General features: G+C 65.3%; 15 protein-coding genes and 1 riboswitch. Of the genes, 7 read left to right on the forward strand and 8 right to left on the reverse strand.

The genetic code is table 11. The annotated features are described in order from the left end of the window. Positions 1 to 20 precede the first annotated feature (20 nt). Entirely contained in the window at positions 21 to 1,202 is a 1,182-nt protein-coding gene (metZ, locus tag BLT50_RS04490; RefSeq protein WP_090026818.1) for an O-succinylhomoserine sulfhydrylase, read from the reverse strand. Positions 1,203 to 1,263: 61 nt separating this feature from the next. After that, positions 1,264 to 1,341: riboswitch (SAM riboswitch) on the reverse strand. A gap of 110 nt (positions 1,342 to 1,451) precedes the next feature. Between metZ and BLT50_RS04495 the strand changes: the two genes are divergently transcribed. Further along, a complete protein-coding gene (locus BLT50_RS04495; RefSeq protein ID WP_090026820.1) occupies positions 1,452 to 2,360 on the forward strand; it encodes a DUF726 domain-containing protein in 909 nt (302 codons plus the stop codon). 25 nt (positions 2,361 to 2,385) lie between these two features. Beyond that, complete coding sequence (locus BLT50_RS04500) at positions 2,386 to 3,093, forward strand: glutathione S-transferase N-terminal domain-containing protein (protein WP_090026822.1); 708 nt, start codon at positions 2,386 to 2,388, stop codon at positions 3,091 to 3,093. Between the two features lie 32 nt (positions 3,094 to 3,125). On the opposite strand, the gene BLT50_RS04505 is transcribed toward BLT50_RS04500, so the two are convergent. The 5 genes from BLT50_RS04505 to BLT50_RS04525 all read right to left on the reverse strand — a co-directional run bounded on the left by BLT50_RS04505 (position 3,126) and on the right by BLT50_RS04525 (position 7,440). Next, entirely contained in the window at positions 3,126 to 3,734 is a 609-nt protein-coding gene (locus BLT50_RS04505) for an inner membrane-spanning protein YciB (RefSeq protein ID WP_090026824.1), read from the reverse strand. A 17-nt stretch (positions 3,735 to 3,751) separates the two neighbouring features. Continuing rightward, entirely contained in the window at positions 3,752 to 4,654 is a 903-nt protein-coding gene (locus tag BLT50_RS04510) for an EamA family transporter (protein ID WP_090026826.1), read from the reverse strand. Next, positions 4,651 to 5,130 carry a hypothetical protein gene (locus BLT50_RS04515; RefSeq protein ID WP_139170468.1) on the reverse strand — a complete coding sequence of 160 codons (480 nt, stop codon included), beginning with the start codon at positions 5,128 to 5,130 and terminating at the stop codon, positions 4,651 to 4,653. The genes BLT50_RS04510 and BLT50_RS04515 overlap by 4 nt, the downstream gene beginning before the upstream one ends. A gap of 187 nt (positions 5,131 to 5,317) precedes the next feature. Next, the gene (gene ftsY / locus BLT50_RS04520) at positions 5,318 to 6,769 is read right to left on the reverse strand and encodes a signal recognition particle-docking protein FtsY (protein WP_090026830.1); all 1,452 of its coding nucleotides are present in this window, start codon (positions 6,767 to 6,769) and stop codon (positions 5,318 to 5,320) included. 62 nt (positions 6,770 to 6,831) lie between these two features. After that, positions 6,832 to 7,440, reverse strand: coding sequence for a lysoplasmalogenase family protein (locus tag BLT50_RS04525; RefSeq protein WP_175491392.1), 609 nt, complete (start codon positions 7,438 to 7,440; stop codon positions 6,832 to 6,834). Positions 7,441 to 7,567: 127 nt separating this feature from the next. Between BLT50_RS04525 and BLT50_RS04530 the strand changes: the two genes are divergently transcribed. The 5 genes from BLT50_RS04530 to BLT50_RS04550 all read left to right on the forward strand — a co-directional run bounded on the left by BLT50_RS04530 (position 7,568) and on the right by BLT50_RS04550 (position 10,841). Continuing rightward, positions 7,568 to 7,960 carry a hypothetical protein gene (locus BLT50_RS04530; RefSeq protein ID WP_090026834.1) on the forward strand — a complete coding sequence of 131 codons (393 nt, stop codon included), beginning with the start codon at positions 7,568 to 7,570 and terminating at the stop codon, positions 7,958 to 7,960. Positions 7,961 to 8,150: 190 nt separating this feature from the next. After that, positions 8,151 to 9,197, forward strand: coding sequence for an alkane 1-monooxygenase (locus tag BLT50_RS04535; RefSeq protein WP_090026836.1), 1,047 nt, complete (start codon positions 8,151 to 8,153; stop codon positions 9,195 to 9,197). Then, positions 9,194 to 9,664 (forward strand): thioesterase family protein, encoded by a 471-nt coding sequence (locus tag BLT50_RS04540; RefSeq protein ID WP_090026838.1) that lies wholly within the window; start codon positions 9,194 to 9,196, stop codon positions 9,662 to 9,664. Before BLT50_RS04535 ends, BLT50_RS04540 begins: the two co-directional genes overlap by 4 nt. A gap of 86 nt (positions 9,665 to 9,750) precedes the next feature. Further along, a complete protein-coding gene (locus BLT50_RS18960) occupies positions 9,751 to 10,128 on the forward strand; it encodes a DUF4177 domain-containing protein (protein WP_139170469.1) in 378 nt (125 codons plus the stop codon). 83 nt (positions 10,129 to 10,211) lie between these two features. Continuing rightward, complete coding sequence (locus tag BLT50_RS04550; RefSeq protein WP_090026840.1) at positions 10,212 to 10,841, forward strand: J domain-containing protein; 630 nt, start codon at positions 10,212 to 10,214, stop codon at positions 10,839 to 10,841. Between the two features lie 22 nt (positions 10,842 to 10,863). Here the strand turns inward: BLT50_RS04550 and msrB are convergent, their stop codons facing one another. Together msrB and BLT50_RS04560 are read right to left on the reverse strand one after the other, a co-directional pair. Beyond that, on the reverse strand, positions 10,864 to 11,325 hold the full coding sequence (msrB, locus tag BLT50_RS04555) for a peptide-methionine (R)-S-oxide reductase MsrB (RefSeq protein ID WP_090026842.1): 462 nt from the start codon (positions 11,323 to 11,325) through the stop codon (positions 10,864 to 10,866). Between the two features lie 169 nt (positions 11,326 to 11,494). Continuing rightward, positions 11,495 to 12,064 (reverse strand): fasciclin domain-containing protein, encoded by a 570-nt coding sequence (locus BLT50_RS04560; RefSeq protein WP_090026844.1) that lies wholly within the window; start codon positions 12,062 to 12,064, stop codon positions 11,495 to 11,497. Positions 12,065 to 12,066 lie beyond the last annotated feature (2 nt).

The following is a 12,066-nucleotide window of genomic DNA, read 5'->3' on the forward strand; positions in this document are numbered from 1 at the left end:
GGATCACCCGCCGGGGTTGCCTAGACCGCGTCGAGCGCAGCCCGGATATCGGCGATCAGGTCGCCCGCATCCTCGAGCCCGCAAGACAACCGCACCAGCCCTGGGGTTATGCCCAGCAGGGTCTTTTGCGCGTCCGGCAGGCGTTGATGCGTGGTGGTGGCCGGGTGGGTCGCGATGGATTTCGCATCTCCGAGATTGTTCGAGATCACGACGATGTGAAGCGCGTTCAGGAACCGGAACGCTGCCTCCTGCCCGCCTTTCAGATCGAGGGACAGAACCGTGCCCCCCGCCCCCATCTGCGCCATGGCCAGATCGTGCTGCGGGTGGCCCGGCAGGCCGGGATAGATCACCTGCGCCAGGCGGTCGTCGCCCGACAGCGCCTCGGCCAGGGCCTGTGCGGTCGCAGCCTGCGCACGTACGCGCAGATCCATGGTTTCCAAACCCTTGAGCATGATCCACGCCGTGAACGGCGACATCGAACCGCCCGTGTGCTTCATGTAGGGTTCGACCGTCTTGCGGATGTATTCGCGCGTCCCGAGGATCACGCCGCCCAGAGCACGGCCCTGCCCGTCGATATGTTTGGTCGCGGAATAGACGACCACGTCGGCGCCCTGCTCCAGCGCGCGGGAAAAGACCGGGGTGGCAAAGACGTTGTCAACGATAACAAGCGCGCCGACACCGTGCGCAATTTCAGAAACGCCTGCGATATCAATAACTTCAAGCGTGGGATTCGAAACCGACTCGAAAAAGCAGATGCGGGTGTCGGGGCGCACGGCCGCGCGCCACTGATCGAGGTCGGTGCCGTCGACCAGCGTCACCTCGACCCCGTAGCGCGGCAGGATTTCCTCGAGGATATAAAGACACGATCCAAACAGAGCGCGCGCCGCCACGACATGATCGCCCGCGCGCAGGACCGATGTCAGCGCGCCGTTGACCGCCGCCATGCCGCTGGCGGTGGCAAAGGCGTCTTCGGCCCCTTCCAGCGCGGCAATCCGGTCTTCGAACATCGCAACGGTCGGATTGCCGTAGCGGGCATAGATGAATTCGTCGGGCCCCGACTGCACGAACCGCGCCTCGGCCTGCTCGGCGCTGTCGTAAACGAAGCCCTGGGTCAGAAAGATCGCCTCGCTCACCTCGTTGTACTGGCTGCGGCGGGTGCCGCCGTGAACCAGCTTGGTACGGGCGTTCCAGTCTTTTTTCATCACGCATCCTCCGGGGCGTCGAACCCCATGAAAAAACCCCCGGTCGCGGTCAAGCGAAAGGGGGCCCTTGCGTCTGACCTCTTTAGCGGCATCTTTAACGTGGCCCGCAATCCGGTAACAAATCGCCACGGGGTGGGGTTTACGCCCGGTACCGGGGCGCGTCAAGCGTCACGGTGCGGTGACAAAACCGTCACATCGCTGTCGCAGCCACCGCCTATCTCCAGCCACAACATCTTGTGGGTGGCGCGAATGGCTCTGCTAGAGATCAACATGCACAAGTCGGGCCTGCAGGGCCTTCCCGAGGCCGACATGCTGGCGGATGGGGACGGGCCCGTCGTGATCATGACGCATGGCTACACCTACGAACCTGGTCACCGCCGCCATTGCCCGCACCGGCTCATACTGTCTGCCGCGGCCGGGCACGGCCGCAAGGTGATAAGCTGGCCCCGGCACTTGGGCGCAGACGATGACAGTATGCTGGCGCTGGCCTATGGCTGGCCCGCGCGGGGCACGATCTGGCAAGCCTGGCAGCAGGCGGCCGATGCGGGTGCCGCGCTGGCCCGGGTGATAACGACGATCCGCCGCGCCGCCCCACACAGGCCGGTTCACGCCATCGCCCATTCGCTTGGCGCACGCGTGGTGCTGGCGGCGGTGCCACACCTGGCGTCAGGCGCCCTGTCGCGCGTGATCGTCCTGAGCGGCGCCGAATACGCCGCGAACGCGGCCGCGGCGCTGGACAGCTCCGCAGGCCGGGATATGGAGCTGATCAACATCACCAGCCGCGAGAACGATCTTTTCGATTTCCTGTTCGAACGGCTGGTCGCACCGCCCGTTCCCGGCGACCGGGTGATCGGACATGGCCTGCCGATGCGCCCGAACGCGCTGTCCCTGCAGATCGACAATCCAGGCACACTGGCCGCCCTGACCGCGTGCGGCTTTCCGATCGCCGCCCCGCGCGGGCGCATCTGCCACTGGTCGTCCTACATGCGGCCCGGCATTTTCGATCTTTACCGCGCGCTTCTGACCGACCCCGATGCCCTGCCCTTGGCGCAGTTGCGCAGGCGGCTGCCCGACACCCCGCAGCCGCGATGGTCACGACTGCTTGATCCGCCTCGTGTGACACTGCCCTTGCCCTTTGCCTGGAAACCGTCATCCTGACTGCGGCAGTCAGAAAGGCGCGACCATGCAAGACCCGATCGATCTGTATTTCTGGCCCACACCCAACGGATGGAAAGTCTCCATCGCGTTGGAGGAAATGGGCCTGCCCTATACCCTGCATCTTGTCGACATCCGCAAGGGCGACCAGTTCAAGCCGGACTTCCTGGCGATTTCGCCCAACAACCGGATGCCCGCCATCGTCGACCCGCAAGGCCCCGACGGCGCACCGATCGGCATCTTCGAATCCGGCGCGATCCTGCAATACCTCGCCCGCAAGACCGGGCATTTCTGCGGGCCGACAGAACGCGACCGCATCGCCGTGGACCAATGGCTGATGTGGCAGATGGGCGGCCTTGGCCCGATGGCGGGCCAGGCACACCACTTCCAGAAATACGCCCCGCAACTGGACCCGCCGCAAGACCTGCCCTACGCCAAGGACCGTTACCGCAACGAGGTCGCGCGGCTCTATGGCGTGCTGGACCGTCAACTGGCCCGGCACCGCTACGTCGCGGGCGATTTCTACTCCATCGCCGACATGGCGATCTGGGGATGGGCCTCGCTCTGGGAGGGGCAGCAGCAGGTGCTGGACGACAAGCCCAACATGGCGCGCTGGCTGGACGAGCTGTCCGCGCGCCCCGCGGTCCAGCGCGGCCGCGCCCTGGCAGCCGAGCTGCGCGACGGCAAGCCGCATGACAAGGACGCGCAAAAGCTGCTGTTCGGCAAGAAGGACTGAACCGCGCGGCGGGGTGATCCCCGCCCTACGCATCATTCAGGTGTTTCGTCGTCCTGTTCGCCATATTTGCGAAAGATGTCGCCCTGGAACATGAAGAACAGGAACACAGCGGCCGTCAGGCCGAATGTCTTGAACCAGACCCAGGACTCGGTGCTCATCGTGCGCCAGACCGCTTCGTTGACCACCGCCAACCCGAAGAAGAACAGGCACAGCCGGCGCGTCAGCTTCATCCAGCCTTCGGGCGCGAGCGGCATCATGTCCTCCATCACATGCTGGAGATAGCTCTGCCCACGCAGCAGCCCGAAGCCCAGGATGCCCGCGAAGATCAGGTAGATGATCGTCGGCTTCATCTTGAAGAACCGGTCGTCGTTCAGCCAGACCGACAGCCCGCCGAACACGATCACCAGCACCAGCGTGATGACCTGCATCTTGGACAGCTTGCCGGTCAGTTTCCACAACAGGCCCGTTGTCACGATCATCAGCGGGATGAACCCGGCGGTCACCAGGATGAAACCGCTGTAATCGCGCCCGCCGATGGAAAAGACATCGTCCTTGATCCAGAGGTACGCCACGAAAAACGCCACGATCGGGCCCAGTTCCAAAGCCGATTTAAGCATCGGGTTGATCTCACGCGCAGCCATCGGGCCCCCTTTTCTTTCTATCCGCCGAACTCAACTATCACAGCGCCCAGCGCAATCAATGTCATCAGCGCGATGCGGCGCGGCCCCACGGTTTCCTTCAGGATCAGCCAGCCGATCAGCGCCGCGAATACGGTCGAGGTTTCGCGCAGCACCGCTGCCTCTCCGACCTTGTCGAGCCGCGTGGCCATCATCACCGACCCGAAAGAGCCGAACGCAATGAGCGCCCCCGCGATACCGCGCGCCGCCAGAGGCGGCAAGGCGGGCCGAACGTCCATCGACCGCCAGCGCAGCGCCGCAAGCGCCGGCATCACCCACCCATCTATGAAGAAAAACCAGAAAATGAAGGTGAAGGGGTTCGCCGTCGCGCGAATACCGTAGGCGTCATAGGTTGTGTAAAGCGCCACGAACAGGCCGGTCAGCACCGCAAGCACCAGTGCGGGCACAAGCGTGTCGCGCGCATCCGTCAGCGTGCGCAGGTTATAGATCGCCAGCCCGTAAATCCCCGCCAGAAGCACCCCGACCCCCAGCCATTGAAGCGGTGTAAAGATTTCGCCGAACAGCAGGTAGGCGCCGATCACGGTAAACAGAGGCCCCGTGCCGCGCACCACCGGGTAGACCACGGTGAACGCCCCACGCGTATAGGCCATCGCCTGCAGGAACTTGTAGGCAGTGTGGATCACGAAAACGCCCGCGAAAATCGGCCACATATGCGGCTCGGGCCAGGGCACCACGAACAGCGCGACCGGCGCGGCAATCAGGCCATAGGACAGATCGGTCGCCCCGCGCGTCAGCCAGGGATCGTGCCGCCCTTTTTGCAGCGCGCCGAAGGCCGCGTGCAGCAACGCCGCCGTCAGGGCGAGGATCATGGCCAGCTGGCGTCCGAACTCCGTGCCCTCGACCGCGGCGAGCCAATCGCTCATGCGCGGGGGCGCCTCTGGCCGTAGGCGGACATGTGCCGTCCTTCGGTCATCGCGGCGCGGGTGATGTCGATCAGGCGCCCGTCATGGCCGCGCACGACCTCGCCACCTTCGGCCTCGGTCGCGTATTCGGCGATCAGTTCCTGTTCCAGCGTGTCGACGAAGAACGGCGCGCGGAAACCCGGCGCGAAGGCAAGATCGATCACACGCGGCAGGTCGTCTGTATGGGCGTCCCAGATCAGCCGGCCGAACCCGACCGCGCGGTCGCCATCGAGCAGCACACATTCCCCAAGCAACAGCCGCTCTTCGGGCCAGCCTTCGTCGGCGGCAGGATCGATCCGGTCGTGATCGAGCAGCATGGCCAGTCCATCGGGCTCGACCATGATCTCGGTCGTGCGGCGGATTTCCAGAATATTGGCCTGTGCGGGCAAGACGGCGCTCCATCGGTATTTCGGAATTGGCACGGCCGACTCGGTCACCGCGCGACAGGGCCCAGACAAACACCCGTTGGCAGGGGAAGGTCAAGGCGGGGAAAGGGCTGGTTTCCCGTCCCGGCCGGGTGCGTGTCTCATCGGTCAGGATACAGCAGGAGCGAGGCGCCGAAATGGAGCGCCGACTATCCCACTTGCCCTGGTCCCTGCCTGGCAGCCGCACCGCCGACGCGGCCTAGCGGTCCAACCCCGTCAGCGCAGCGGCGAATTCCGCGGGATCGAACGGCGCGAGGTCGTCGATCTGCTCACCCACGCCGATGGCATGGATCGGCAGGCCGAACTTGTCGGCCAGCGCGACCAGAACACCGCCCTTGGCCGTACCGTCCAGCTTGGTCATCACCAGGCCCGACACATCGGCCAGTTCGCGGAAGGTCTGCACCTGGCTGAGCGCGTTCTGTCCCGTCGTCGCGTCCAGCACCAGAAGCGTGTTATGCGGGGCCTCGGGGTCTTTCTTGCGGATCACGCGGACGATCTTGGCCAGCTCCTCCATCAGATCCTTGCGGTTCTGCAAACGGCCGGCGGTGTCGATCAGCAGCAGGTCGGCGCCATCGGCCTCGGCGCGGGTCATGGCGTCGAAGGCAAGGCTGGCAGGGTCGGACCCCTCGGGCGCGGTCAGAACCGGCACGCCGGCGCGGTCGCCCCAGACCTGCAATTGCTCGACGGCGGCGGCGCGGAACGTGTCACCGGCGGCGATCACGACCTTCTTGCCGGCGGCCTTGAACTGGCTGGCAAGCTTGCCGATCGTCGTGGTCTTGCCAGAGCCGTTCACCCCCACCACCAGCACGACTTGCGGTTTCTTGGGAAACAGCGGCATCGGCCGCGCGACGGGTTCCAGCACGCGCGTGATCTCGTCCGCGAGGATCTGCTTGATCTCGTCGGTCGACAGCCGCTTGCCAAAGCGGCCTTCGGCCATGTTCGCGGTGACGCGCAACGCGGTGTCCACGCCCATGTCGGACGCGATCAGCAGCTCTTCGAGCTGTTCGAGCATGTCGTCGTCCAGAACCCGCCGCACGACCTGTTTCTTTTCCGCGCCACGGCCCAGCAGCCGGCCAAGGAAACCGGGCTTCTGCCGTTCCACACCGGGTTCCGGCAGCGTGTCGGGGATCGCCGCGCGCATGGTTTCGGACGGTATCTCGGACGGGTATTCCACCGGCATCGGCGGCATTTCCTGCGGCGCGTCCGAAGGATACTCGGCCGGCTGTTCCGGGAATTCCTGCGGGCTGGGTTCCGGCACCTCTGGTGCGGGCTCGGGCCGCTCGTCGGGCCCGGGTGTGGGCTCGGGTTCGGGTTGCGGAACTTCGACCGGTGGCGCCTCGGGGCTTTCGCGCGGCGGCTCGGGCGTTTCGGCGGGCAGTTCAGGCTGCGGGGCCTCTTGCGGGGGCTCGGGCAGTTCCTGCGGGGCCGGGTCAGGTTGCGGCTCGGGCTCGGGCTGCGGCTCGGGCTCGGGCGTGGGTTCGGGTTCCGGTGCCGGCTCGGGTTCGGACGCAGGCACGGGTTCGGGCTCGGCCGCGCGGAGGGGCTCGGCCTCGTCGACGGTGCCGCCATCGCTGACGATGGCATCCAGCCCCTCCTCGATCTTCTTGGAGGATTTGAACAGGCGATCCTTGAGTTTGCCGAATAGCGACATGGGCTGTGGTCCTTGAGCGTTTGTTCTGACCTAGCCCTTCGCAGACGGTTTTGAAAGACCCCTCAGGGCGCGAGGCCCAGCGCAAGCAGGGCCTGCGCGGCGACATAGAGCCCCCAGACGGCAAAAGGCGCGACGCGCGACGCCGCCCCCGACAATAACCCGAAAAGCTGCATCGACAGCACAAGGTCCGACGCGATGAAGGTCACCGCCCCCGCAATCAGCCAGCCCTGCCCGGTCTGCGCCGCAACGATCCCCATCGCCACGATGATGATGACATAAGCACGCACAGGCCAGCGCAGCGCGCCGGTATGCGGGATCAGCCAGGCTTCGGTCGAGACCGCCAGTGCGACCAGGGCCGCGGGCAGGACATAGGCGGGCGACAGCACACCCTGCCCCGCCATCGCCGCGATATAGGCGACATGCCCCAGCGCAAAGGCCCCGATCCCGGCCCTGAGCGCGCCCTCGCCCGGCCGCGAGAGCAGGAAATCCCCCAAAACGCAGGCCGCAAGCCCGGCCACGAACACCCCCGGCCAGCCCATCAGCCAAAGCGCCAGCGCCGGCAGCCCCAGGCTGGCGGTCTTCACCACGGTTTTGGGCCAGCTTTCGCCATCCCATGAAAACCGCAGCAGGTAGAGCACGCAAAGCAGCCCGCCAGCCAGTATCAGACCCATGTCGTCCGTCCCCCTTTCGGGGCAGGCTGAACCTGCCGAACGGCAAGGGCAAGGGTGACGCGGCGCGCTTTTGCCGCTCGCGGCGGCGTGACTGGCGCCGCCGGGCGATTTGCGGCAGGCTGGCACCATGAAACGACTGGTTCTTGCCCTCGCCCTGTTCCCCGTCGCCGTGCAGGCCCAGACCCCGCTTGGCGTGGCCGAGTTCGACGCGCTGACGCAGGGGCGCACATTCACCTATGCCGAGGGCGGCACGCCCTATGGCGCCGAGGAATACCTTCCCAACCAACGCGTGCGCTGGTCGTTTCTGGACGGCCAGTGCAAGGACGGCGTCTGGTGGGAGGAAAACGGGCAGATCTGCTTTATCTACGAGGACAACACCGTTCCCCAATGCTGGAGCTTTTTCAACGGCCCCGGCGGGTTGTCGGCGCGCTTCGAGAACGAGCCGGGCGACAGCGAACTGTACGAGGTCGACCGCAGCGACGAACCGCTGACATGCCTTGGCCCGGACGTGGGCGTCTGACCGCGATCCAGTTGCGTGGCTTCGCCACACCGGTTTGACCGATTGGGGGCTCTGCCCCCGTCGCCTGCGGCGACTCCCCCGGGATATTTGCGGAAAGAGAAAACAGCCATGCGGCGCACCCATGCCGGGGTATGGCGCAGGTGCGGCGCCTGCGCTAAATCTTTGGCGGACCAGACAAGCCGGAACGCCCATGCTGTTTTTCGAGATCGCCACATTGTTGCCCGTCGCGCTGCTGATCGCGGGCGCAGTCTGGGGCGGCGGCTGGGTCTGGGCGGCGGTGCTGTGCATCACGGTCCTGACCTGGGCGCTGGACCACCTCGTGCGCGGGGCCGCGGCGCGGCGGGGGGCGTCCTCGGAATTTCCGGCCGGCACGGGGCTTGCTGTCGGGCTGGGCGTGGCGCATCTGCCGCTGATGGCGCTCGCGGTCTGGGCTGTGGGCGGCGCATCCGGGCATGACGCCATCCACCGGCTCGGCCTGCTGGTGGGGTTCGGGCTGTTTTTCGGGCAGGTCGGGCACCCCAACGCGCATGAGCTGATCCACAAGCCCGCGCGCTGGATGCAGGGGCTGGGCCGCGCGGTCTATGTTGCGATGCTGTTCGGGCATCACGCCTCGTCGCATCTGCGGGTCCATCACGTACATGTCGGCACCGCCGACGATCCGAGCTCCGCGCCCGAGGGCATGGGGTTCTGGCGCTATGCGCCGCGGGCCTGGGCGGGCGGTTTCCTGGCGGGGCTGCGGGCCGAAACCGCGCTGCGCGCCCGCGCGCGCCAGGCGCCGCCGGCCTGGACGCACCCCTATGTCGGCTATGGCGCAGGCGCGGCGCTGTGCCTGGCGTTGGCCTATGGCATCGCCGGTGCGCCGGGCGTTCTGGCGTATCTCGGCATTGCGGGTTACGCGCAGTTGCAGATCCTGCTGTCGGATTACCTGCAGCATTACGGGTTGCGACGGCACCCGGGCCCCGATGGCAGGCCCGAGCCGGTGGGCCCGCAGCACAGCTGGAACGGGCCGGATTTCTGGTCGTCCGCGATGATGCTGAACGCACCGCGCCATTCGCATCATCACACCCACCCCAGCGTCGCCTTTCCGGCGCTTGACCTGACCGACGAAATGCCCACCCTGCCACGCTCGGTGCCGGTGATGGCAGTGGCCGCACTCATGCCGCCGCTATGGAAGCGGATGATGGCCCGCCCCCTGGCGCGCTGGCGCAATCCCCACGAAGGAGACAGACAGACATGACGCTTTTCAAATCCTCGCTGATGACGGTGGTGCCGGAATGGATCGACTATAACGGGCACATGAACATGGCCTATTACAACGTCCTGTTCGACCGCTGCGCCGACGAGGTTTATCCGCTGATGGGGTTCGGCCCCGACTATGCCGAAGACCGGAAGCTGACGACCTATACGGCGGAATTCCATGTCTGCTACGTACGCGAACTGCACGAAGGACACCGCGCCTATTCAACCTTTCAGATGATCGATTTCGACGAAAAGCGGTTCCATTCCTACCAGGAGCTTTACCACGAGGACGGGTGGGTGGCCGCCACCGCCGAAGCGCTGACGCTGCATATCGACATGACCGGCCCGCGCGTGGCGCCGATGCCGGCGGACGTGCATGAAAAGGTGGCTGCGCTTTACGAAAGCCACAGCAACCTGCCCCGCCCCGACCGCGTGGGCCGCTCGATCGGGATCAGGCGCAAATGATTGATTGGGACTGGCGCCATTCGCGCCTTTCCCTTCGCGCGCCGGCTTGATAGTCTCCCGCGGTCACGCGGCACAGGAAGATTTCGATGATGTATGAATACAAGGTGATCCCTGCCCCCCGAAAAGGCCGAAAGGCGCGCGGAATCAAGGGGGCGGAGGCGCGGTTTTCCTTTGCGATCCAGGAGGTCATGAACGATCTCGGTGCCGAAGGATGGGAATTCCTGCGCAGCGAGACCCTGCCGAGCGACGAACGTCAGGGCCTGACTTCCAGCCAGACGGTGTTCCGGTCCTTGCTGGTGTTTCGCCGCCCACGCGCCGACGACCTGAGCGATTTCAGCCCCGAACTGCTGGAGGATCACTCCGACGAGGACGTGGCGGACGATGACACTGACGGCGGCGATATCGCGGCGCTTTCGGAAAGGAACTGGTCGGACGAATCCGAGGCCGACCGCACACGTACCTGAAGCGGTCACAATTTTGCGCCGCCCCCTTCCATCCTGCGGGACAGCGACTAAACTCTTCGGTCCGAGTCGAAATAGGTGATGCCATGGTCAAATCAGACCCGTTTGGGTTCGACATGTCGGTCAAGTCGGCCAAGAAAAAGAACCCGCGCGGTCGCCGGGGCATGTCGGGCGAATTCGAAACCTCGCAGCGGGTCTGCGAACACGAGGGCTGCACCGAGCCCGGCAAGTTCCGTGCGCCCAAGGCGCCGGACGTGCTGGATGACTATTTCTGGTTCTGCAAGGACCATGTCCGCGAATACAACCTGAAATGGAATTTCTTCGAAGGCACCACCGAAGCCGAGATGAATGCCCAGCGTTCCAAGGACAAGGTATGGGAGCGCGAGACAAAGCCCCTTGGCGATCCCGAGGCGCGCGCCTGGGCCCGGTTGGGCATCGAGGATCCGCACCAGGTTCTGGGCCAGAACGCCACGCGCAATCCCGGCCGCGGCAACAGCGACGGGCACACCCGCAAGCTGCCCCCGACCGAGCGCAAGGCGATCGAAATCCTCGAGGCGCGCGATCACTGGAGCAAGGCCGAGGTGCGCAAGGCCTACAAGGCGCTGATCAAGGTGTTGCACCCCGACATGAACGGCGGCGACCGCAGCCAGGAAGAGCAGCTTCAGGAAGTCGTCTGGGCCTGGGAACAGATCAAGGACAGCCGGAACTTCAAATAAGGCCGGGCGGCCGGGGTGGTGCTCACGCCGGTTTGAAAACCAGGCTGACGCCGTTCAGGCAGTGCCGCTTGCCCGTGGGTTTCGGGCCGTCATTGAAGATATGCCCCAGATGAGAGCCGCAGCGGCTGCAGTGGCATTCCGTGCGCGGGTAGATCAGCTTGAAATCCGTCTTGGTCGCGACCGCCCCTTTCTGTGCCTTCCAGAAACTGGGCCAGCCCGTACCGCTGTCATACTTGTGCTTGCTGGAATAAAGCGCCAGGTCGCAGCCGCGGCAGTGATACATACCCGGGTCGTAAACCTTGTCGAGCGGGGAAGACCCCGGCGGTTCGGTCGCTTCGCGGCGCATCACCTTGTATTGCAGCGGCGTCAGCATCTCACGCCATTCCGCATCGGTGCGCGTGACCTCGTAACCACCGTCGGACGCGCGGGCGCGGCCGGTGAAAGCCAGCAGGCTGGGCAGTGCAAGGAAGTGGCGGCGATCCATGGCGCATCTCCTTTTTTGATGGGTTCAGGTTAGCTGCACGGCCCGCGCCAAATCAAACGCGGGCCGCGCACATTCATGTGAGGGGGAAAAAGCCGGGACACTCACTTGCCGGTATGCACACGCCTAATTGCGGTGGGGACTCATCGTGCATCCGGCCCCGGCCCTGCCCTTACATCGCCGGCAGAAGCACCGTGTCGATCACATGAATGACCCCGTTCGACTGCTTTACATCTGCAATCGTCACCTTGGCGGTGCGGCCGCGCTCGTCCTTGAGCATGATGGTGTCGCCGCTGTAGCTGGCCTGCAGCGTGCAGCCGCCGACGGTCGGTACAGGATGCATGCCGCCATCATCGTCGACCATGCCCTTGATCGCCATCGACATCGCATCGGCCGACACGACATGGCAGGTCAGAACCTTTTGCAGCATGGCTTTGTTTTCAGGCTTGAGAAGCGTCTCGACCGTGCCGTCCTGCAACATGGCAAAGGCTGCGTCGGTGGGCGCAAAGACCGTGAACGGGCCTTCGCCCGACAGCGTTTCGACCAGACCCGCGGCCTTGACAGCGGCCACAAGCGTTTCGTGATCGGCCGAATTGACCGCGTTTTCCACGATGGTTTTGTCGGCGAACATCGGGGCGCCGCCGACCATCGGGTTGCCGGTTTCGGAATGGCTGCCGGCCAGGGCCGTGGTACCGACCAGCGTCAGCGCGGCAATCGCGGCGGTGAATGTTTTCTTGGTCATCT

This window comes from Lutimaribacter saemankumensis, from assembly GCF_900100005.1.
GTDB lineage: Bacteria > Pseudomonadota > Alphaproteobacteria > Rhodobacterales > Rhodobacteraceae > Lutimaribacter > Lutimaribacter saemankumensis.

Excerpts from the sequence above, each read along its gene's own strand:
- metZ (WP_090026818.1), bottom strand. The coding sequence starts at position 1,202 with ATGAAAAAAGACTGGAACGCCCGTACCAAGCTGGTTCACGGCGGCACC.
- BLT50_RS04495 (WP_090026820.1), top strand. The coding sequence starts at position 1,452 with ATGGCTCTGCTAGAGATCAACATGCACAAGTCGGGCCTGCAGGGCCTT.
- BLT50_RS04500 (WP_090026822.1), top strand. The coding sequence starts at position 2,386 with ATGCAAGACCCGATCGATCTGTATTTCTGGCCCACACCCAACGGATGG.
- BLT50_RS04505 (WP_090026824.1), bottom strand. The coding sequence starts at position 3,734 with ATGGCTGCGCGTGAGATCAACCCGATGCTTAAATCGGCTTTGGAACTG.
- BLT50_RS04510 (WP_090026826.1), bottom strand. The coding sequence starts at position 4,654 with ATGAGCGATTGGCTCGCCGCGGTCGAGGGCACGGAGTTCGGACGCCAG.
- ftsY (WP_090026830.1), bottom strand. The coding sequence starts at position 6,769 with ATGTCGCTATTCGGCAAACTCAAGGATCGCCTGTTCAAATCCTCCAAG.
- BLT50_RS04525 (WP_175491392.1), bottom strand. The coding sequence starts at position 7,440 with ATGGGTCTGATACTGGCTGGCGGGCTGCTTTGCGTGCTCTACCTGCTG.
- BLT50_RS04530 (WP_090026834.1), top strand. The coding sequence starts at position 7,568 with ATGAAACGACTGGTTCTTGCCCTCGCCCTGTTCCCCGTCGCCGTGCAG.
- BLT50_RS04535 (WP_090026836.1), top strand. The coding sequence starts at position 8,151 with ATGCTGTTTTTCGAGATCGCCACATTGTTGCCCGTCGCGCTGCTGATC.
- BLT50_RS04540 (WP_090026838.1), top strand. The coding sequence starts at position 9,194 with ATGACGCTTTTCAAATCCTCGCTGATGACGGTGGTGCCGGAATGGATC.
- BLT50_RS18960 (WP_139170469.1), top strand. The coding sequence starts at position 9,751 with ATGATGTATGAATACAAGGTGATCCCTGCCCCCCGAAAAGGCCGAAAG.
- BLT50_RS04550 (WP_090026840.1), top strand. The coding sequence starts at position 10,212 with ATGGTCAAATCAGACCCGTTTGGGTTCGACATGTCGGTCAAGTCGGCC.
- msrB (WP_090026842.1), bottom strand. The coding sequence starts at position 11,325 with ATGGATCGCCGCCACTTCCTTGCACTGCCCAGCCTGCTGGCTTTCACC.
- BLT50_RS04560 (WP_090026844.1), bottom strand. The coding sequence starts at position 12,064 with ATGACCAAGAAAACATTCACCGCCGCGATTGCCGCGCTGACGCTGGTC.